At 46.1% G+C, this 20,236-nt stretch carries 19 protein-coding genes; 15 read left to right on the top strand and 4 right to left on the bottom strand.

Going from position 1 to position 20,236, the window contains the following annotated elements; all coding sequences use genetic code 11:
* The first annotated feature begins 92 nt into the window (after nucleotides 1-92).
* The 4 genes from DXA36_RS19650 to DXA36_RS19635 all read left to right on the top strand — a co-directional run bounded on the left by DXA36_RS19650 (nucleotide 93) and on the right by DXA36_RS19635 (nucleotide 5,953).
* Nucleotides 93-1,835: a sensor histidine kinase gene (locus DXA36_RS19650; protein ID WP_118681186.1), complete on the top strand. Its 1,743-nt coding sequence runs from the start codon at nucleotides 93-95 to the stop codon at nucleotides 1,833-1,835.
* A gap of 333 nt (nucleotides 1,836-2,168) precedes the next feature.
* Nucleotides 2,169-3,005 (top strand): PD-(D/E)XK nuclease family transposase, encoded by an 837-nt coding sequence (locus DXA36_RS19645; RefSeq protein ID WP_118681185.1) that lies wholly within the window; start codon nucleotides 2,169-2,171, stop codon nucleotides 3,003-3,005.
* Between the two features lie 305 nt (nucleotides 3,006-3,310).
* The gene (locus DXA36_RS19640) at nucleotides 3,311-4,993 is read left to right on the top strand and encodes a M3 family oligoendopeptidase (protein ID WP_118681184.1); all 1,683 of its coding nucleotides are present in this window, start codon (nucleotides 3,311-3,313) and stop codon (nucleotides 4,991-4,993) included.
* Between the two features lie 6 nt (nucleotides 4,994-4,999).
* A complete protein-coding gene (locus DXA36_RS19635; protein ID WP_118681183.1) occupies nucleotides 5,000-5,953 on the top strand; it encodes a 3'-5' exonuclease in 954 nt (317 codons plus the stop codon).
* Nucleotides 5,954-6,003: 50 nt separating this feature from the next.
* Here the strand turns inward: DXA36_RS19635 and DXA36_RS19630 are convergent, their stop codons facing one another.
* The 3 genes from DXA36_RS19630 to DXA36_RS19620 form a co-directional block, all read right to left on the bottom strand.
* Nucleotides 6,004-6,846 carry a carbohydrate ABC transporter permease gene (locus DXA36_RS19630; RefSeq protein WP_118681182.1) on the bottom strand — a complete coding sequence of 281 codons (843 nt, stop codon included), beginning with the start codon at nucleotides 6,844-6,846 and terminating at the stop codon, nucleotides 6,004-6,006.
* Nucleotides 6,843-7,724: a carbohydrate ABC transporter permease gene (locus tag DXA36_RS19625; RefSeq protein ID WP_118681181.1), complete on the bottom strand. Its 882-nt coding sequence runs from the start codon at nucleotides 7,722-7,724 to the stop codon at nucleotides 6,843-6,845. The genes DXA36_RS19630 and DXA36_RS19625 overlap by 4 nt, the downstream gene beginning before the upstream one ends.
* 98 nt (nucleotides 7,725-7,822) lie before the next feature.
* Nucleotides 7,823-9,145, bottom strand: coding sequence for an ABC transporter substrate-binding protein (locus DXA36_RS19620; RefSeq protein ID WP_182479169.1), 1,323 nt, complete (start codon nucleotides 9,143-9,145; stop codon nucleotides 7,823-7,825).
* 291 nt (nucleotides 9,146-9,436) lie between these two features.
* Here DXA36_RS19620 and DXA36_RS19615 point away from each other — a divergent pair, with 291 nt between their 5' ends.
* Both DXA36_RS19615 and DXA36_RS19610 read left to right on the top strand, forming a co-directional pair.
* Entirely contained in the window at nucleotides 9,437-11,215 is a 1,779-nt protein-coding gene (locus tag DXA36_RS19615) for a cache domain-containing sensor histidine kinase (protein ID WP_118681179.1), read from the top strand.
* The gene (locus DXA36_RS19610; RefSeq protein ID WP_118681178.1) at nucleotides 11,208-12,758 is read left to right on the top strand and encodes a response regulator transcription factor; all 1,551 of its coding nucleotides are present in this window, start codon (nucleotides 11,208-11,210) and stop codon (nucleotides 12,756-12,758) included. The genes DXA36_RS19615 and DXA36_RS19610 overlap by 8 nt, the downstream gene beginning before the upstream one ends.
* Before the next feature lie 6 nt (nucleotides 12,759-12,764).
* Here DXA36_RS19610 and DXA36_RS19605 read toward each other — a convergent pair whose 3' ends face one another.
* Entirely contained in the window at nucleotides 12,765-14,093 is a 1,329-nt protein-coding gene (locus DXA36_RS19605) for a D-alanyl-D-alanine carboxypeptidase family protein (RefSeq protein ID WP_182479168.1), read from the bottom strand.
* A gap of 442 nt (nucleotides 14,094-14,535) precedes the next feature.
* Between DXA36_RS19605 and trmB the strand changes: the two genes are divergently transcribed.
* From trmB to DXA36_RS19560, 9 genes are all read left to right on the top strand, one after another.
* Entirely contained in the window at nucleotides 14,536-15,174 is a 639-nt protein-coding gene (trmB, locus tag DXA36_RS19600; protein ID WP_118681176.1) for a tRNA (guanosine(46)-N7)-methyltransferase TrmB, read from the top strand.
* 183 nt (nucleotides 15,175-15,357) lie between these two features.
* Nucleotides 15,358-15,786: a thioredoxin gene (gene trxA / locus DXA36_RS19595; protein WP_279221553.1), complete on the top strand. Its 429-nt coding sequence runs from the start codon at nucleotides 15,358-15,360 to the stop codon at nucleotides 15,784-15,786.
* A gap of 111 nt (nucleotides 15,787-15,897) precedes the next feature.
* Entirely contained in the window at nucleotides 15,898-16,368 is a 471-nt protein-coding gene (locus DXA36_RS19590; protein WP_118681175.1) for a Na+/H+ antiporter subunit E, read from the top strand.
* Nucleotides 16,365-16,706 (top strand): monovalent cation/H+ antiporter complex subunit F, encoded by a 342-nt coding sequence (locus tag DXA36_RS19585; protein WP_118681174.1) that lies wholly within the window; start codon nucleotides 16,365-16,367, stop codon nucleotides 16,704-16,706. The genes DXA36_RS19590 and DXA36_RS19585 overlap by 4 nt, the downstream gene beginning before the upstream one ends.
* Complete coding sequence (locus DXA36_RS19580) at nucleotides 16,696-17,058, top strand: cation:proton antiporter (RefSeq protein WP_118681173.1); 363 nt, start codon at nucleotides 16,696-16,698, stop codon at nucleotides 17,056-17,058. The genes DXA36_RS19585 and DXA36_RS19580 overlap by 11 nt, the downstream gene beginning before the upstream one ends.
* A 1-nt stretch (nucleotide 17,059) precedes the next feature.
* Nucleotides 17,060-17,329, top strand: coding sequence for a hydrogenase subunit MbhD domain-containing protein (locus DXA36_RS19575; RefSeq protein WP_118681172.1), 270 nt, complete (start codon nucleotides 17,060-17,062; stop codon nucleotides 17,327-17,329).
* Entirely contained in the window at nucleotides 17,310-18,278 is a 969-nt protein-coding gene (gene mbhE / locus DXA36_RS19570; RefSeq protein WP_118681171.1) for a hydrogen gas-evolving membrane-bound hydrogenase subunit E, read from the top strand. The genes DXA36_RS19575 and mbhE overlap by 20 nt, the downstream gene beginning before the upstream one ends.
* 1 nt (nucleotide 18,279) lies before the next feature.
* Nucleotides 18,280-18,654 carry a sodium:proton antiporter gene (locus DXA36_RS19565; RefSeq protein WP_118681170.1) on the top strand — a complete coding sequence of 125 codons (375 nt, stop codon included), beginning with the start codon at nucleotides 18,280-18,282 and terminating at the stop codon, nucleotides 18,652-18,654.
* Nucleotides 18,655-20,148 (top strand): complex I subunit 5 family protein, encoded by a 1,494-nt coding sequence (locus DXA36_RS19560; RefSeq protein WP_118681169.1) that lies wholly within the window; start codon nucleotides 18,655-18,657, stop codon nucleotides 20,146-20,148.
* The last annotated feature ends 88 nt before the right edge of the window (nucleotides 20,149-20,236 follow it).

The following is a 20,236-nucleotide window of genomic DNA, read 5'->3' as shown; positions in this document are numbered from 1 at the left end:
ACTATATAATAGAAAAAGGGAATGCCTGGCGGGAAACTACGTATGATGTTGCAGAATCCTGTCAGGCTGTTTGTATAAATGGAGGAAAGACGATGGCAGGAAAATTGGAGAAAAAAAATAAAAGTATGGGAAAACTCACCATGCAGGTCATTATTCCTGTCATAATCTTGTTTCTTGGAATCCTGGTGGTTATGTTCCAGAGTATGTTTGAGGCGAGACAGCTGGTGTATCGCTACATTGAAGATACGGCCAGACTTTATGTGGAGCAGATCAATACCGATATTACAAAAATTAATTATGAAATCATTACCCTAACAAGCAAAAAAGGGGAAGCCAATTCCATTCCCGCAGGAATCAGGCCGGAGGACAGCCAGTATTACCCCATTTTGAATGAGATACAGGAGCAGAACCGGAATCTGAAAATCCGTTACAAAGAGCCCTGCTGTTTTTTTGTCTATCTGGAAGAGGCGGATCTTCTGATATCGGACAACGGAAGTATTTTTAAAAACAGCCAGAAGCTCGGCCTGAGCAATGCGCTGATGGAGGCGCTCAGGGAGAAGCGGGGAGAACGTACACCCTATTCCCAATGGTACTTTATCAACGATGGGGAACAGGACTATGTATTCAGCCGGTTTTCTAAGAACGGAATGACGATGGGATGTGCCATCCGGCTGGAGGATCTTTTCGAGACTCTGCGGATTAACAGCCTTGGCTATGAAGGGATCCCTTATATACAGGGAGAGGACGGCACCATATTTCTGTCCTCTAAAGACAGGAATAAAATAAACCCGGACGAAATCAATGAAATATCCGGAAAAAAAGCAGGCATATTTACAGAAAAGGTGGTCTATTCTTTTCCTATCAGCGGTATTATCGGAGAAAACAGGGCGTTTCATATCATGATTGCCCCAAGCGGCGGAATATTGGAAAAAATCATGCGTCTCCAGGTTATCCTCGTATTTCTGGCAATCGGCATTATTGCAGGCTGCATCCTGGTAATAAGGGTTTATTACCAGCGCATTCTCCGGCCTATGAAGCAGTTCGTGGGCAGTTTGAAAAACACGGAGGAAGAGCAGTGGATAAACGAAAACGGCAGCAATAACATCCTGGAACTGGAAATGGCAAGCAAGGAATTCAAGGGGCTGCTTCGAAAAATCAAGTCCCTTAAAATCGATATTTATGAAAAAGAGCTGGCAAGGCAGAAAACGGAGCTGGAGGCCATGCAGGTTCAGATCAGGCCCCATTTCTACTTAAACTGCCTGAGTCTGATACACGGAATGGCGGATGTGGCAAAGGAAGAGAAAATCGTGCATATTACGGAAATGCTTTCCAATTATATGCGCTATGTCATGAGCGATACCTTTGAACCCAGATCCCTGAAGGAAGAAATCGAGTTTATACGTAATTATGTGGAAATACAGCAGATCCGGTACGGAAAGGAGGCTTTTTCCTTTGAGGTGATTATGGAAGATACCGTCGGTACCTACCTGGTACCTACCCTGATTATCCATAATTTCGTGGAAAATGCCATCACCCATGCGGTTTCCCTGGATAACCATGTGGAAATTACGCTGTATATAGTCAATGAAAATTATGAGGACGGCGAATATCTGTATATCTGCATATCCGATACCGGTACGGGCTTTCCTCCCGATATCCTGGATGCCATTGAACAGGATACGCCCATTTACTATAATGACAGAAAGCATATTGGAATCCAGAATTCCCTGAAAAGACTGAAGCTAATTTATGGGGAGAAAGCAAAGATTACTTTTTCCAATATGGATGAGGGATATGGGGCGGTAGTTGAAATTACCATTCCTGTGCAGCATTAGATACTGCTGTGTTCTTATCCGAACGGAAGCGTAAACGACTGGAGTCATTCCCCTGTAAGGAACCTTGCGGCACAGGGGGCTATTTTAACATTGAAAGACCAGTATGTCTGTGCTACAATTCAAGTAAGGCAATGAATTCAACACTTCTGATTATTTTTATCTTTAATGCCGTGCCCTTTCAATGGCCGGTATCTGATGCATGGTATCGTCTGCGGATACTGTAACATACATGGATATGTATGTGAATGCATGAACTCCTTGCTGACAATAAAATAAGCAGGGAGTAGAAAAGGCGAAACGACTCTCTGCGTAAAAGGAAAGAGAGGAACGCCTATGGAACATGAAATGAAGAATCTGCTTAAGGAGCAGACAATTCCCCCGGATTATCAGTTTAACCTGAGTGATTTTGCCTTATTTCTATCCGTTATGAAGAATAAGGCGGCTTATGAGAACATGCTGCGAATCATAGTTGACGAACCTGATTTGAGGCTTGCAGAGGTAAAGGCGGAGCAGGTGGTACTCAACCAATCCGGCAAACGGGCTATCCGCCTGGATGCCTGGGCAAGGGATGTACGGAACCGTCAGTTTAATACAGAAATGCAGAACGATTCGAAAAGTGATAATTTGCAGAAACGTTCCCGTTTTTACCAGGGACTCCTGGATACCCCTATACTGAAATCGGGAAAAAAGACCAAATACCGCCATCTTCCTTCCACGATCATTATTTTCATTACCCAGGAGGATATCTTTTCCCGTGACTTGGCAATGTATACTTTTACGGAACAATGTGAAGAAATCGCAGGGCTGCATCTGGATGACGGGACTAAGAAAATTTTTCTGAATATGACCAGCCGCAGGGGAAGGCCGGATCTGGTGAGCCTTCTTCAGTATATGAAGAATACGACACTGGATAACCCGGAAATACTGGTAAAGGATAAACGGATTAGAGAGCTGGATCGGATCGTAAGGGAAGTAAAGCAATCGGAAGAATGGGAGGCTGTTAAGATGAATATTCTTGAGATTGGCATCGAAAAGGGTAAAAATGAGGGGATAGACCGGGTGAACCATCTCATCCGGCTTTTGGCGGAGCGAAACCGGACGGAGGATATCATAAAGGCGGCCGGGGACAAAGAATACCAAAAAAAGCTGTTTGAGGAATTCGGTATATAGTATATAACAAGAACAGGGGGTAAAAGCCCTGTTTTTGTATATGTTTTTATTCCTTGCCTGAAGCTGGCCATGGCTTTTTTAATCGCGGCCCCCGGAAAGGGGATGTTTGACTATACATGTAAAGTATTGTAAACTTATTGTAGTTATCTGATCAGGTCTGCATATTTACTGCGCGGTCCGGTATAAAAACTACAGAAAAATGAGTATGGGATTCGTATCTTTTAGATAAAATAGTAAAACAGGAAACCAAGAGGTTCAGCTGAACCTGGGTGGAACGCCCGCAGAACGGGCAGAGGGGAGCTTATATGAAATTTTCGCAAATGCCTTATGAAAGAGTGGATTTCAATAAGGTGGAAGAAGAATTTACACAGCTGATGAAGGAATTTAAGGAGGCCGGAAACGGAGAAAAGCAGTTTGCGGTACATCAGAAATATTATGAACTGCGTGACAGGGTGGATACGCGGATGACAATTGCCCATATCCGCCATGATGTGAATACTGCGGATGCCTTTTACAGTGCCGAGCAGGATTATTACGATGCGGAAAGCCCCCGATACAGCAATATGGTAATCGAATACCAGAAGCTTCTGTATGAATCCCCATACCGCAGCGTACTGGAGGATAAAATAGGACCGGTCGCCTTTAAGAATATGGAGCTGGCACAGAAATCCATGGAAGAGAAGCTGATTCCCCTTGTCCAGGAAGAAAATGCCCTTGCTACCGCTTATGAGAAAATTCCCGCTTCCGCAAAATTTGAATGGGATGGAGAAACCGTAAATATTTCCCGTTTGAAGGCTTATCTGAAAAATCCCGACCGGGAGATCCGTAAAAAGGCCTGGGCCAAATTCTCCGCTTTCTTTCAGGAACATGAGGAGGAACTGGATGATATTTATGATAAGCTGGTAAAGTTACGGACAAAGCAGGCAAAAGAGCTGGGCTATGAAAATTTTGTGGAGCTTGGCTATTACAGGATGAACCGGAACTGTTATTCCAGGGAACAGGTGGAAGCTTTCCGGGAGCAGGTTAAAAAGGATTTTGTTCCTTTTGTTGAAAAGCTGCATGATAAGAGGAGAAAACGTCTGGGACTTGACAAGCTATCCTTTATTGATGAAGGGGTTTACTTCAAGGACGGAAATCCCAGGCCCGTGGGAACACCGGAAGAGATTCTGGAAGCAGGGCAGCGTATGTACAGCCGGCTTTCTCCGGAAACCAGGGAATTCTTTGATTTCATGATGGAAAACGAGCTTTTTGACGTACTGGGACGTAATAACAAAAGGGTGGGAGGATATATGACCTATCTTCCGGTATACAAAGCGCCTTTTATTTTTGCCAACTTTAACGGAACAAGTGCGGATGTGGATGTCATCACCCATGAATGCGGCCACGCCTTCCAGGGGTATCTGTCCGGAATGGATGAGATACGGGAGCATGGGGATATTACTATGGAAACTGCGGAGTGTCATTCCATGTCCATGGAATTCTTTACGGAAAAATGGATGGACTGGTTTTTCGGAGATCAGGCGGACGCATACCGGGAGATGCATTTTGAGGATGCCATGATGTTCATACCCTATGGATGCATGGTGGATGAATTCCAGCATATCGTATACGAAAATCCGGAGCTGACCCCGGCCCAGAGGAAGGAAACCTGGAGCAGGCTGGAGAAGGAATATAAGCCCCACCTGGATTATGAAGGGGATGAATTCTTCGGAAAGGGCGGCTATTGGCAGCAGCAGCACCATATTTATAGCTTCCCCTTCTATTATATTGATTATGTAATCGCACAGACCGTAGCTTTCGAATATAAACTCTGGCTGGATGAGGACTTTGAAGCCGCATGGAAGAGCTATCTGAAGCTCTGCCGTCTGTCCGCGTCCGATTTCTTTACCAACATGGTTAAGGAAGTGGGACTGAAGCTGCCCTTCGAAGAAGGCTGCCTGAAGGAGATAGCAGGGAAACTGGAAAAGAAGCTGACGAAAGAAGCATAATAGTAAATGAATTATATCATATTGGATCTGGAATGGAATCAGGGGAACGAACAGAAGGAAAAACAGCTGAAGGAGCTGCCGTTTGAGATCATAGAAATCGGTGCGGTGAAGCTGAACAGCCGCATGGAGATCTGTGACAGCTTTCATGAACTCATACGGCCCCAGGTTTATAAGGAAATGCATTATATGACCAAAAAGCTCCTTCATCTTGATATGGAGGAGCTGCAGTCAGGGCGCAGCTTTCTTCAGGTGATAAAAAGCTTTCTCGCCTGGTGCGGGGAGGATTATATGTTCGGGACCTGGGGACCTCAGGATCTGTCGGAACTGCAGCGGAATATGAAATTCTATGGAATGGATCCTCTTGATAAAAAGCCCATGAAATTCTATGATGTGCAGAAGCTGTTCAGCATAGCCTTTGAGGATAAAAAATCCCGCCGCAACCTGGAATATGCGGTGGATTTCCTTGCCATATTCAAAGATATTCCTTTTCACAGGGCATTGAGCGATGCGTACTATACCGGGCGTGTTTTGGCAAAGATCAAGGATCCCCAGGTGCTGCAGATGGTATCCTTTGACGGCTTTATTGTTCCCCATAATAAAAAGGATGAGGTTCATATTGTTTTTGACGATTATGCCAAGTATATATCCAGAGACTTTAATGATAAACAGGAGCTTCTTGCGGATAAGGAAGTCTCCTCCACCAAGTGCTATCTGTGCCACCGTAACCTGAAACGGAAAATCCGGTGGTTTACCCCGAACGGGAAGCATTATTACAGCGTATCCTATTGTGAAAGACATGGCTTTATGAAGGGGAAAATCAGGGTCCGTAAAACGGAGGAGGACCGGGTTTATGCGGTAAAAACCATGAAGTTCATTACGGAAGGGGATGCGGCGGATATTTTTAAAAAGAAGGAAAGAGCCCGGGAGCTTCGCAGGATAAAGAAGCACAGGGAAGGATAAAAAACGGACGGCATGGTTTGTGCCGTCCGTTTTACATAACAATAGGAATATCAGCCCTTTACGGCCCCGCTGGTCAGTCCGTCAATTATATATCTTTGCGCGAAGATATAGAAAATCACAAGAGGAGCCATAATCAGGACCATAGTTGTCATCATGAGGGGCCAGTCGCTTTGGAATTCCCCTACGCCCCGGTACATTTCCAGCATAAGTGTAGCGTTGTTCCTGGTATGCAGAAACAGGAAGGGGGTAACAAAATCATTCCAGGTCCCCATGACATGGAAGATGGTCATGGTTACCGTTATGGGCTTCAAAAGCGGGAAGGTAATCTGGAAGAATACACGAAGAGGGCCTGCCCCGTCAATAATAGCCGATTCCTCTAATTCATAGGGAACGGTATTAATAAAGCCCTGGTACATAAAGAAAGCAAAAACACAGCTGCCGGTGGAAAGGACAATCAGCCCGTACAGTTTGTTTATCAGATGAAACCTCTGCATCTGCTGGTACAGAGGAACCATCGTGGTCTGGAACGGTACCATGAAGCCAAGCAGAAAATAAAGCATGACCAGCTTGTAGAATCTGCTTTTCCGTCTTGCCACGGCGTAGGCGGACATGGATCCGAAAAGAATAACCACCACCAGTGTGGAAAAAGTGAGGATCAGGGTATTACAGAAAGCTCTGATAAAATGGATCTGCGCCCAGGCATTTTTGAAATTTTCCAGATACAGGGCTTCCGGAAGCCCCAGAGGATTCATACCCATTTCTCTCGGTGTTTTGAATATACTGATTACCAGATAATAAAAGGGCAGGACTATGATGCAGCATAATAATAGCATGATAATTTCCAGCAGAAAGGTTTTCCACGTATAGCCTTTAAGTTTTGCTCTTTTTTTCATATAAGTTTTTCCTCCCTTTTTTTCATCAGGGACAACTGGATAATTGTGCAGATACAGATGACAAAAAAGAATACCACCGACATGGCGGTTGCTTTTCCATACAGCTTTTCCGTAACGCCCCGGGTTATAATGATCTGGGTTACCATGAGCGTGGAGTAGCCGGGGCCTCCGTTGGTAAGGGAAAATGGCAGATCAAATACCTTAAGGCTTCCGGTGAGCAGCAGCATAACGCTGATAGTCATGGACGGCGCCAGCATAGGGAAAGTGATATGACGGAAAATACCCCATCCGGAAGCACCGTCAATCCGGGCGGCCTCTATATAGGAAGCGGGAATGCTTTGCAGGTTAGCCAGGTAAATGCAGGCATGCCATCCCACCTGGGACCATACGGACACCATGATAATGGAAAACATCGCCAGCATGGGCTTTCCCAGCCACAGTACCTTATCGATGTTAAAAACCCCCAGGATGGTGTTTATGAGTCCTCTTCCGGTGGGACTCAGCATATAAGACCACAGATATCCCAGAATCAGGACGCTGGGTACCGAAGGAAAGAAAAAAACCGCCCGCTGGAGATTGCGTGTTTTCATTTTACCATTCAGCAGGACCGCAAGCGGAATAGCCAGAAGCGTGACCAGCAGGGGGACCGATACCGCATATACCAGCGTATTCAGCAAAGCCCGCATCATGGGGGCATCCCCGAAGAGATCGAAGAAGTTTTTTAGGCCCACGAATTCTGCTTTGTTGAAGCCATCCCAGTTGGTGAACGCATATTTAAAGCTGTTCAGCAGAGGGACTATAGTGAAGGTGGTATATCCCAGGAAAGCAGGGAGTATAAACAGGAGATAGGGAAATTCCCTTTTCAGATTTTTTTTCAAAACAGGACGCTCCTTTCGTTGAAGATATCTTTATAAATTCAGCGGAATGCGTATCCGCTATTCCGCTGAATCTATTTCAGGCTGTATTTGCTTTTCCCTTATTGTTCTGCGTCCAGCTCAGTCCGTTTTTTATCCATGTTTTCCACTAACTGTTCGGGTTTTATGTTACCAGTAAGGATTTCCTGTGTCCCTATGAGCATTTCATTGCCAAGGGCATCCGAGTATTTCCATTCTACTGCGGGCAGATAGAATTTGCCTTCCAGAAGGTATGGATAGCCTTCTTCAATTGTGGGATGGATAGGGAAGTCAATGCCGTCTATAGCGAGAAGGCCGCCAGTCTGTTCCTGGAACATTTTAAGGGCTTCGTCACTGGAAAGATATTCTAGAAACGCTTTTGCAGCAGGCATATTTTTGGCTTTGGCGTTTATTGACCAGCCTACGCCGGTTGCGCCTGTCATCCAGGCTACGCCGTCTTGTGTCCCAAACCAGGGAAGCATGCCGTATTCCAGATCCGGATTCAGTTCATCGAGAGTGGCGACGGACCAGGTTGCGCCGATCATATAAGCGCATTCCTCAAAAGCAAACATTTCATTTACCTGGTCGCCGGTAAGGCCCAGGGCATCCTGATTAATATAGCCGGGATCCAGATAGTCACTTGCCCAGAGACTGACAGGTTCGCTCCAGCCATCCGCATAGGTTAGTTCCCCGTTATTGACCTGGGCGTCATATTTTCCGTTTTTGTCGATCGTTTCGGTTGCAACATACCCCTGAATGGGATCATACAGATTGGTGCTGCAGAATGCCCAGGGCTGGACGCCGTTAGCCTTCAGAGTCTCCATGCTTGCCAGATATTCCTCCCGGTTTGAGGGGACTTCAATTCCGTTATCCGCAAGTATTTTCTTATTGTAGAAAATTCCTGCAATCCAGGCATCCGGCGCAAAGGCGTATATATTACCGTCTTTTGTATAGGTTTCCTTATTTTTTTCAGACATCCTGTCGAAAGCGGGAAGGTAGGATATATCCATGGCAATATCATTATCCAGAACCTCTCCTTTATTTTCCGCCGCGGTCACAAAGACATCCGGTAAATCCCCTGTGGAGTACATAATCTGGAATTTTTCAACATAATCCTGTACCGGGGGTGCATAGATTAAATCCACGCTGACATCCGGATATTTTTCTTTGAAACCGTCCAGTAAAGGCTGCATTACGGTTTCATTCTGCCAGGAAAGAAAGGTCAGTGTTCCGCTGGGGATATCTCCCCCGGTAACCGCTGTACTCTCTGCAGAGGATTCCTGGGCGGCGGAAGAAGGTACTGCGGAGGCGGTTTCCCCGGATGTATCCGTGCCGGCACAGCCGGTTACGGAAAACGTCAGTACAGCTGCGAGTAAGGCAGCAGATAACTTTGATTTTTTTCTCATTTTCATAACCCTCCTTGATAAGCTTGTTTGACTCAGTTTCTATACTGCAGGTGCCGGCTCCTGAATATTTCTAACTGTTATATATTACTTTTTGTATGCTTTTCATACTTAAAATTTTAGACATTTTTCATTAAAAGTAAATGTGATATAATACACAAAACTTGAATTAAAATATCTTTGCATAGAAAAAATGCGAAATAAATCTTTTTTTTATACAATTATGTGCGGGGCTGTTTTATAATGTTACTATAAATCTGCCTAAGCAGCAGAGGCATTCAGGGGGGTATCCTTATGCATCATCGTCCGCAGCATTCCTCAATTATTACAAAAACAGCGGTAAGCGTCACGGCAGTGTTTCTGGCAGCTATTATTCTGCTGATCTTTGGCATTACCTATATTAACAGCTTCTGGATGCATCAGCGTATCCTGACCGACAAGCAGGAATTTGTATCTGAAATATCCCGCAGCATAGATGATCAGTTCAAAAGCCTAACAACACCGCTGGTATCCCTGGGTAACCAGTCCGCTGTACACCGGCTTCTGGGCAGTAACGATACTTATGATGCCAGCTGGCTGGCCAATATACGGGAAATAGAGACAAGCATTTCCCAGATTCACATTTATTATGATCATGTGGTAGATCTTGTAATAATGAATACGGATTCCAAAATCCTTTTTTCTGTCACCAATGCATTAAGCCGTAATTACGATTTCACCGGCAGTGACTGGTTCCAAAAGGCCCTGGAACAGCCCTCGGCCATTAAATATGTGCCTCCCCATGGGGTCGATCATTATTCTAGACAGAATGAGAAATATACCAATGTCTTTTCGGTTATTTATCCGGTAAAAAAGGGGGATAAGGTAGAGGGATATATCCTGTGTGAGGTAAATGCCAATAAGATTTCAAGTCTGTTCTATGGAACCAATTATAATTCGGCGGAGGGTTATATCATGGTGGATGAGGAGGGCAGGCTTATTTATGATTATGTCAGCAACCGCGACCCGGAGGAAATGAGGGACATATGGGCTGCTTTTAACAGAAACGGGACGGCCGATGCACCCATGCAGACTATAAAAAACGGTAATTTATATACCAGCAAGCAGATACAGACCACCAGATGGTTTATCATATCGGAAACGTCTAACGAAATCATCCGAAATTCCACAAACTCCATCTGGTCCTTTGCAATTGTGATAGGCTGTGCAGCTGTAGGGCTGTGTATTCTGGTACTGCGCTATATCACGCGCAGACTTCAGAAACCGGTCGACAGTGTGATCGAAAGGATATCCTCCTATGATGGTTCCGGAGCCGTCGCTTTTGATGATATGGATAATAGTTTCGGGGAAATTACGGTAATCCGGGGTAAATTCGAAGAAATGGCCGGTAAGATTAATTCTCTGATCAATGATGTGTATGTGGCCCAGATGCATCAGAAGGACATAGAACTGGAGATGCTGGTAAGTCAAATCAATCCCCATTTTTTATATAATGTCCTCCAGACCATACATGGTGAGGCCGTCCTGCACGGGGACAGGGAAATTGAAGATATGCTGTCCGCCCTGGGAGAGATTCTTCATTATACCATCGACCATTCCGATGAAATGACCACCATTGCCCGTGAAATACAGCATGTAAACAATTATCTGGGCTTTTATAAAAAGCGGTTTCCGGATCTTTTTACCTATTCTGTGGACTGCCCCGAAGAACTGATGGATCACCAGATACTTAAATATCTGCTGCAGCCGGTGATAGAAAACAGCATAAAGCATGGGTTCAGGGACCGGAAGGAAGGGGGAGAAATAAGGCTGCGTATTACCCGGGGACAGGGGATTATTGTATTCGAAGTTTTTGATAACGGACATGGTATCTGTGCAAAACGGATGGACGAGATTAGAACCAATATGGAATTGGCCCTTAGAAACCCGGGTGTCGGTATTTCCAATACCAATGCCCGTATAAAACTGAAGTACGGAGCCTCTTACGGCATTGTTCTGGACAGCCGGGAGGAAGCATATACACGGGTTATCATAACAATTCCGGATAAGGAAACAGGTGACGGGTATGTATAAAGTATGCTTTGCGGACGATGAACCGATTATTTTCAAGGTGCTGAACGCCCTTGTGGATTGGGCCGGAATTGGCTTTCAAATTGCAGGAACGGCGACGGACGGGGTTGAGGCCTTTTCTTTATATGAAAAGGAAAAGCCGGATCTTATCATAATTGATATAAAAATGCCTCTCATGGACGGGTTAAGCTGTGTGAAGCAAATCCGTGAAAAGGACAAGAAAGTGAAAATTGTTCTGCTGACGGCGAGCGATTCCTTTGAGTCCGCCCAGGAAGCTTTAAATCTGGGGGCCAATGGGTATCTGCTGAAGCCGGTAAGCCGTGATTCCATCAATAAAATCGTATCAAAAATTACAGCGGAATTAAACCGGGAAGCCAGCCGTGCACAGGAGGGCGCTGCCGGCAGTGAAGAGCAGCTCCTGGAGAAAGACCTGCAGCGGCTATACGGCGCCAGCATGAATTCCGGCGAGAGTACGGCAGGGCTGTGTGACAGCAGGCTGCTACGGGGAAACTACGGACTCATTGATATCTCCTTCCGGCGGGATATACAGCAGCAGCCGGGGGATGCGGAGACCCTTTCAAATACCTTTTCTGCTTACATAAGAAAAGCAGGAGTACAGATTCATGCCCATTTTGTATCGGTGAATAACCGTATTATTTATGCGGTTTCCCCTTTAAAGGAAGACGCGCTGCTTTTTTTTCAGGACTGTCATTCCTGTATATCCCAGGATCTGGATTATTCCCTATACCTTTTGCAGGAAACCGGCGGAAATAAAAGCCCCCAGGCCCTGTGCGGCAGCCTGAAGGCAAACAGGATACACAGCTTTTATCATTCAGAAAACAAAGGATATCCCTTTCTTTGCGGCATAAAGGAGGAATATGGCCCGCTCCCGATCAATGAGATCAAAAATATTTTGTCCGGCGCGTTGCAGGATTTCAACATAGCGGGGGTTACGGAATTCCTGCAGCGTATATTTTCGGGTGCCGGAAAAGAACTGCGAAGTCCCGGACAGCTGCAGGGCTTCTGCTATAATATGATAATGCAGCTGAAAATACATATGAAAGAGCTGGGGCTTGTCCAGTCCGCGGAAGAACTGGATAAAATAGGAATTGAACGCTTTCTTGCCATCGAAAGCGCAGATGCTTTGTTTTCCTATACCCGTCATATCATTGAACGGTACCTGGAGGATTTGGAAAAAAGAGAGGAATTTTCCGGTAATAAGTCCATCGTATTGAAGGCGAACGCATATGCAGCGGAAAACTATGGGGATCCGCTGCTGTCGCTGGAAAGTGCCGCCGACTATGTGGGACTCAGCAAGAATTATTTTATCCGTCTCTATGGGAAAGAGACAGGAATCAGCTTCTGGACCTATATCACCGGTCTGCGCATGGAACGGGCAAAGCTATTGCTCCGCAGCACACAGCTTTCCATGACCGATATCTGCGCGCAGATCGGTTATGATGATGTCAGCTATTTTTCCCGTAAATTCAAACTGGAGGTGGGGATGTCCCCCAGAAAATACCGGGAGGGAAAGGAAATGGCCTGATTCCGGTCAAAGACCGTCAGGCCCTCTTGTATACCTGTCAAAATCAATTCCATCCTTCCTGCGCCGTTTGCTCCGTTTCAAGCTTACCTTCCTGCGTTTTCCAAAGCTGTAATTGCGAAGCAGGGAAATAAGGGATATCAGGGCAAACAGGAAAATAGCCATAGCAACGACAGCAAATAAAACATTTTTTATATTAATATAATAAACCTGGCCGGCAGCGGCGTTTGTGCTATTCTGCGTCTTTGAGGCAGCAGCGTTCGTCCGGACAATTTCCACGGAAGCGCTTCCCACAAAGGAACCGTTGTAGGTAAAATGAATTGTGGCAGCCGATTCTTCCGGCCCGTTATCATAATCCAGCTCCGATTCCACATCTTTATATTCGGCAGTATTGGGTAGCACAATGATATCGGCGGGATTAATGGTAAGCAGCGGATCGGAATTCCCGAACACATCACTGTCCGATTCAAAGAAGCTGTTGTTGCCCACCGTATACTCCGTATCCGCTTCTGAAACATTTACGGCATGGAAATTACTGAAACCATAAGTAAACAGATCTATCGTATCCGTATATTGGGCGGGCGATTCCTCCTTTAGAATAACGCAGATGAGCTTCAGGCCGTCCTTCTGTGCGCAGGATACCAGGGTCTGTCTGGCTTCCGAGGTATATCCTGTTTTACTGCCCACCAGATATTCATAAGCATAAGTCTTGTTTGCAAACAGCTGGTTTTTGCTGTGGACATTCATTTCCTGGCTCACCGTGGCGGATACAGGAATGGTATAATTGGCCGTACTCGCCATTTTGCACAGCAGATCATTGGAGAAGAAGGCACGGGCGATTAAAGCCATATCATAGGCAGAGGTATAATGGTTTTCATCGAATATCCCGTTGGAGGTAACAAAGTGGGAATCCTGGCAGCCCAGTTCCGCGGCCTTTTTATTCATTAAATCCACAAAAGAGCTGATGCTTCCGCTGATGTGCTCCCCGATGGCATTTCCCGCTTCATTGGCGGATCCTACCAGAAGTCCGTAAAGGGACTGTTCCATAGTGATCTGTTCCCCTGCCTTGATCCCCATATTGGAATCCGTCAGCCAGTCAATGCTGTTCACCGCTTCATTGGAATAGGTGACGATATCATCCAGAGGACTGTTTTCCATAGCGATGAGGGCGGTCAGTATTTTGGTTATGCTGGCGGGGTAAAGCTTGTCATGTATATTTTTTTCATAGAGAATCGCGCCGGTGTTGGCTTCCATCAAAATAGCGGATTGGGCACCGATGAGAGGCCCTGCGGGCCAGTTTTCCCATTCATTGGATTCCACGGGCATCTCTTTACGCACTTCGGCTTCCTCCTGGAAGCTGTTTCCTGCGGCAGCAGGTGCTGCCCAGACGGAGAAAGGAACACAGAAAACCAGTGCCGGACATAGAAGGACAGTGGTCAGAAAAAATATAAATTTATGTTTCCTACCGGGATGTAATACCATGTATATCACCTTATATTCCTTACTCAAACGCAGATTAGGCCGGTGTTTGAGCTATTCTTACGTTTATCATACGTTTTTACCGCTTTCATCATACACTATCCGGCGATAAATTTTAAGGGATTTAAGGAAAAATTCATAAAAAGTTCCCGGCCGGGAATACGTAAGCGGAGTATGTGGGCCTGTGTTTACAATAAAAAGAAAATAAGCTATAATGCCTTGATGAATATAAAGGTGCATATCCATAAAAGATTATTCTATTTGAGGGTAGGGTTACCGTTGCAGACAGGGAGGAAAACCAATGAGACTTAAAAACGTACCCGGCTCCAGGGAAGCGATTGGGGAGAGCCGTTTTGTGATACATGAACCGGAGGCACAAATGGGAAAATGGACAGAGATATTCGGAAATGAGAAGCCTATCCATATAGAAATCGGAATGGGAAAAGGGAGGTTTCTAATGGGAATGGCCGCACAACATCCCGAAATAAACTATATCGGCATTGAGAAGTATTCCAGTGTCCTGCTCCGCGCTATCCAGAAGATGGAGGAGGACGAGCTTCCCAACGTCCGCTTTCTCCGCATGGATGCGGAAGATCTCTGCAATGTGTTTGACAAAGAAGAAATAAGCAGGATATATCTGAACTTCTCGGATCCCTGGCCCAAGGACAGGCATGCCAAAAGGCGCCTGCCCTCCAGACAGTTCCTTGCCAGATACGATGAGATACTTAAGAAGGACGGTAAGCTGGAATTCAAAACGGATAACAGAATTCTGTTTGATTTCGCGCTGGAGGAGCTGGAGCCGGCCGGATGGAAGGCGGATGTGGTTACCTTTGATCTCCATGGGGATGAAGTGCTGATGGAAGGGAATGTGATGACGGAATATGAGGAAAGGTTTTCTTCGATTGGCAATCCTATATGTAAATATATAATCCGCAGATAACAGCATTCTTTGATATATTTGAATAAAAAGATCTGAAAATACATGGATAATGAGCGGATAATCCATGTATTTTTTATTATAGATACCGGTATCTGCACCTCTGCTTTCAGTAATGGGTAATATGTGCACTTTTTAACTATTTTTATCCTTGCAAAGCACAAAAATGTGTAATATGCTTATACCATGAACTTATGCCTCTGTTTTGTATTGATATGTTATCCGTATTCGTATGGAAAACAGAAAATCGTCAAGACTAAAAAGAGACACAGAAAAAACAAAGGAGGTTTTATCATGGAATATAAATTTACAACGGGAGATTTTGAAAAAGAAGTGCTGCAGTCGGACAAGCCGGTATTGGTGGATTTTTTTGCGGACTGGTGCGGTCCCTGCAAGATGATGGCGCCTGTAGTGGAGCAGCTGGCTGAGGAACTGGATGGAAAAGCCAAGGTGGGCAAGCTCAATATTGATGAGAATATGGAAATTGCTGAAAAATATGGAGTCATGAATATCCCTACTTTCCTGGTATTTAAGGACGGACAGGAAAAAGCCAGGATTGTGGGTGCGGTATCCAAAAACGAATTGAAAAATAAACTGGAACAGACGTTGGCTTAACAGCGGATGACGCCCGGCGTATTTTCGTCGGGCGACGCTTGTGTCTGTTTTCGCATGATGCAAATAGTGTTTTTTAATGACAGTGGTTGATTGTTGAGGGGAAGGCATTTTATGTACATACTCTTTTTCTTACTATGGGTGATCTTTAACGGGCAGGTTACGTTGGAAATCGTTCTGTTCGGAATTGTGATTGCAGGGGCCGTTTATGCCTTCTGCTGTAAATTCCTGGATTACAGTCCGCGGAAGGACTGGATAATCCTGCGTAAATCAGGTTATATCATTGCCTATCTCGGAGTTCTTATCTGGGAAATCGTCAAAGCCAATGCGGCAACCCTTACGTTCATTGTTTCCCCTCATGTCCGGGTCCAGCCTGTTATTGTCCGGTTTAAAACGGACTTGAAAACGAAAACCGCCAGAGTTCTGCTGGCGAATTCCATTACCCTTACGCCTGGTACCATCACGGTATCGCTGCAGGATAATGTGTATACCGTACATTGTCTGGACAAGCAGTTTGGCGAAGGGCTTTCGGACAGTACCTTTGTGTGGCTTCTGCACAAGATAGAAGGGCAGGTGGCAAAATGACCGGTTTGGAAAATGCATATGAAGCGGTCTTTACGGCGGCGTTGATCTTTCTTGGGTTTATGCTGCTTCTCTGCCTGATAAGGGCTGTGCGCGGTCCCCGCGTGGCGGATCGGCTGGTGGCTGTGAATATGATGGGTACGATGGTTATGGTTATGATAGCCATACTCGCCCTTTTGCTGGAGGAAGGCTATCTGGTGGATATCTGCATCATCTACGCCATGATAAGCTTTCTGGCGGTTATTGTGCTGACCAAGGTATATATGGGGGTTTATCAGGAAACAAGGAAAAAAGACAGGCAAAGGGATGCGGCAGAGGAGGAAAAAGTGCATGAATCTTGAATTGCTCCGCTTTATTATCGGGACAGTGGTTCTTACCGCAGGGCTGCTTACCTTTGCCCTGGAGGTGTTCGGATCCTTCCGTTTTGAGTTTGTACTGAACCGGATGCATGCGGCGGCACTGGGGGACACCCTGGGTATCGGAATATCACTGACGGGCCTGATCATTATGTCCGGCCTGAATTTTACCAGCCTTAAAATGCTTCTGGTCATCATGTTCCTGTGGTTTGCGTCACCGGTTTCCTCCCACCTGATTTCCCGTCTGGAGGTAATGACGGATGAAACGCTGATGGAGCATTGTGAGCTGGGGACAGAGACGGATGAAAAACAGGACGGGGCGCAGAAAGGAGAATGATATGCAGACATTTACATATCTGTTAATGGGCTTTCTGGTGGTGTGTGCGGTATCTGTTAGCTTTTCCAGGAACCTGCTGAATTCCATCCTGATTTTTATGTCCTACAGCCTGGTAATGTCGATTATATGGATTCTTCTGGAATCGCCGGATTTGGCAATTACGGAAGCTGCTGTCGGAGCGGGGGTCACCAGTGTGCTTTTCTTTGTGACGCTGAAAAAAATCCATGCTATCCGGAGGGAGGACGAAGAAGATGACAGAAAAGAAGAATAGCCGTTTTTCCCGCTGGTTTTATGGAGAGGAGGATCCTCTTCTGGGCAGGGTGGAAATGAAACCCCAGAAGGAATATAAGGAAGAGGAATCCAGCGTTCAGGAAAGAATGCGGGAATACCGGCAGCTGCAGGAAAAGGTCTATGATGTGAAGCATAACAGGAAGCTTCAGCTTTTTAATAAAGCCTACCGGGTGATGGGGGTTATATTCTGTATCTGTCTGATTGGTATTATGCTGGTGACCGTTTCCTATCTTCCCAGGACCGGTAATGCCTCCAACCCGGACAACAATGAGGTATCGGAGCGCTACATTACCAAAGGGCTGCAGGAGACCGGTGCCGTTAATATCGTTACCGGAATGATACTGGACTACCGGGCGTTTGATACTTTCGGGGAATCCAATGTGCTGTTTATTGCCACGGTTACGGTCCTTATTCTGCTTCGCATTGATAAAAAAGAAAAGCAGGAGGGGGAGAGCCGGGATAATGCCATGACCCAGGCGGAAGCGGTGGAGAATGACCGGGTTTATGAGCCTAAAAACGATTTGATCCTGCAGAAAGTGGCCGGTTTCCTGGTCCCTTTGATCATTATATTCGGCATTTATGTGATTCTAAACGGCCACCTCTCCCCCGGAGGCGGGTTTTCAGGCGGCGCTATTATCGGTGCGGGTCTTATACTTTACCTGAATGCCTTCGGGTTTGCAAAAACCGAACGGTTTTTTACGGAGAAAACGTATAAATGGATTTGTTTCTGCTCCCTGACCTGTTATTGTCTGGCAAAAAGCTATTCCTTTTATATGGGGGCCAACCACCTGGAAAGCGGAATCCCTTTGGGCACACCCGGGGCAATCCTGAGCAGCGGCCTGATATTGGTGCTGAATATTTGTGTGGGTCTGGTGGTGACCTGTACCATGTATGCTTTTTACGCCTTATTCAGGAAGGGGGGATTCTAGGATGGGCGGTAACCTTTTATCCAATTATGGGGAAGCGATTGCCATGATCCTGTTCGGCATCGGATTCTCCAACCTTCTCCTGCAGAAGAACCTGATAAAAAAAATAATCGGCCTTAATATTATGGATACCGCGGTTTATCTGTTCCTTGCGGAAAAGGGTTATATTCTTGGACGTAAGGCCCCTATTGTGGTGGACGGGGTCCAGACTATGGCCAGCTATATCAATCCGGTTCCCAGCGGCCTTGTTCTTACGGGTATCGTGGTATCGGTTTCCGTGACGGCCCTGATGCTGTCCCTGACCATCCGGCTGTATCGCAGATACCATACGCTGGATTTGGATGAAATATCGGCAAGACTGAAAAAGGAGGGATTGTAAATGGATTTTGTACAGAACTTTCCCTTCTTTTCCATTATATTATCCATGTTTTCCGGTACGGTCAGCTCGGTCCTTCCGGCTAAAGCCGCCAAGTGGCTGAACACGGCGGTTATCGGCGCGGTGGGTTGTATGTCGGCCGTGCTGCTGGTATACCTTACGGGGAAAGGAACCAGTTATACCTACATGATGGGCCATTTTCCGGCACCTTGGGGAAACGAAATCCGCGCGGGTGTGCTGGAAGCGGGTATGGCTCTGTTTTTCTGTATCATCATGCTGCTTTCCATGATGGGCGGGCGGAAAAAGCTTTTGGGGGAAGTGGAATACAGCAAGCATAATCTGTATTATATCCTTACGGATTTGCTGCTCAGTTCCCTTCTCGCCCTTGTATATACCAACGATCTGTTTACTGCCTACGTCTTTGTGGAAATCAATACCATAGCTGCCTGCGGCCTAATTATGATCCGGCAGAACGGAAGAACGATTGAAGCGGCGGTGCGGTATATGATTATGAGCCTTTTGGGCAGCGGTCTGCTGCTGGTGGGAATCAGTATGCTGTATGACATGACCGGCCATCTGCTCATGAGCAATATCAAGGAAACCGTGGGGGAAATTGTAGCCCAGGGGGAATTCCAGGTGCCGTTGGTGGTAACCATAGGTCTGATCTGTGTGGGGCTTGCTATTAAAAGCGCCCTGTTCCCTTTTCATTCCTGGCTGCCGGATGCGTATGGCTATTCCACCGTATCCTCCGCCGCCATGCTTTCCAGTCTGGTGTCCAAGGGATATATTTTCCTGTTGATTAAGATCTTTTACCGGGTAATCGGTTTTGAATTTATTGCAGGGAATAAGATTATAAATGTGCTTTTTATCTTCGGGCTTATGGGCATGATCTTCGGCTCCTTAAGCGCGATCAAGGAAAACGATATCCGAAGGATGATTTCGTTTTCCAGTGTGGCCCAGATCGGATACATCTATATGGGCTTCGGGCTGGGAACGGAAATCGGTATGGTCGCCAGCATCTTCCATATCCTGTCCCATGCAGCCACGAAGTCACTCCTGTTCGTGTCCGCTATCGGCCTGACGGATGTTTCCAAAGGAAGCCGCAAATTCCAGGATCTGACGGGAGCCGCCTACCGGCATAAAATAGCGGGAATCGGGTTTACCGTGGGATCTCTGTCCATGGTGGGTATGCCTTTGTTATCAGGCTTTGTGAGCAAGCTGCTGTTTGCCCAGGCCTCTATCGGACATGCTTATAAAATGCTGCCGGCTCTTATCGTGCTGGGAATCAGCACCATATTAAATGCCATTTATTTCATGAAGACAGTCATCCGTATATTTGTTCCGGAAAAACGTCCGGATTGTGAGGTGATTACCGTAAGGGGAGAAAAAACCTATGCGGTTACCATCGTCCTCTTTATCAGCCTTAATATTGCCCTGGGTATGCTTTCCCAGCCTATTGTGAAGTGGATACAGTCGGGACTGGCTATGTTTGGCTAAGGAAACAGGCTGTTGGAGTTGGGAGGAGCATGGGGGCGTTCCGCAGAGCGGGGCCTCACATTGTTTACTATCAGGCGCGGGTACGGCG

Origin of the sequence: Eisenbergiella sp. OF01-20, from assembly GCF_003478085.1 — a bacterium.
Classification (GTDB): domain Bacteria; phylum Bacillota; class Clostridia; order Lachnospirales; family Lachnospiraceae; genus Eisenbergiella.
The sequence above is the reverse complement of the archived record's forward strand: the minus strand, read 5'-3'. Positions and strand labels throughout refer to the sequence as shown.

Coding starts and splice junctions, on each gene's coding strand:
- DXA36_RS19650 (WP_118681186.1), top strand. CDS start 93: ATGGCAGGAAAATTGGAGAAAAAAAATAAAAGTATGGGAAAACTCACC.
- DXA36_RS19645 (WP_118681185.1), top strand. CDS start 2,169: ATGGAACATGAAATGAAGAATCTGCTTAAGGAGCAGACAATTCCCCCG.
- DXA36_RS19640 (WP_118681184.1), top strand. CDS start 3,311: ATGAAATTTTCGCAAATGCCTTATGAAAGAGTGGATTTCAATAAGGTG.
- DXA36_RS19635 (WP_118681183.1), top strand. CDS start 5,000: ATGAATTATATCATATTGGATCTGGAATGGAATCAGGGGAACGAACAG.
- DXA36_RS19630 (WP_118681182.1), bottom strand. CDS start 6,846: ATGAAAAAAAGAGCAAAACTTAAAGGCTATACGTGGAAAACCTTTCTG.
- DXA36_RS19620 (WP_182479169.1), bottom strand. CDS start 9,145: ATGAGAAAAAAATCAAAGTTATCTGCTGCCTTACTCGCAGCTGTACTG.
- DXA36_RS19615 (WP_118681179.1), top strand. CDS start 9,437: ATGCATCATCGTCCGCAGCATTCCTCAATTATTACAAAAACAGCGGTA.
- DXA36_RS19610 (WP_118681178.1), top strand. CDS start 11,208: ATGTATAAAGTATGCTTTGCGGACGATGAACCGATTATTTTCAAGGTG.
- trmB (WP_118681176.1), top strand. CDS start 14,536: ATGAGACTTAAAAACGTACCCGGCTCCAGGGAAGCGATTGGGGAGAGC.
- trxA (WP_279221553.1), top strand. CDS start 15,358: ATGAACTTATGCCTCTGTTTTGTATTGATATGTTATCCGTATTCGTAT.
- DXA36_RS19590 (WP_118681175.1), top strand. CDS start 15,898: ATGTACATACTCTTTTTCTTACTATGGGTGATCTTTAACGGGCAGGTT.
- DXA36_RS19585 (WP_118681174.1), top strand. CDS start 16,365: ATGACCGGTTTGGAAAATGCATATGAAGCGGTCTTTACGGCGGCGTTG.
- DXA36_RS19580 (WP_118681173.1), top strand. CDS start 16,696: ATGAATCTTGAATTGCTCCGCTTTATTATCGGGACAGTGGTTCTTACC.
- DXA36_RS19575 (WP_118681172.1), top strand. CDS start 17,060: ATGCAGACATTTACATATCTGTTAATGGGCTTTCTGGTGGTGTGTGCG.
- mbhE (WP_118681171.1), top strand. CDS start 17,310: ATGACAGAAAAGAAGAATAGCCGTTTTTCCCGCTGGTTTTATGGAGAG.
- DXA36_RS19565 (WP_118681170.1), top strand. CDS start 18,280: ATGGGCGGTAACCTTTTATCCAATTATGGGGAAGCGATTGCCATGATC.
- DXA36_RS19560 (WP_118681169.1), top strand. CDS start 18,655: ATGGATTTTGTACAGAACTTTCCCTTCTTTTCCATTATATTATCCATG.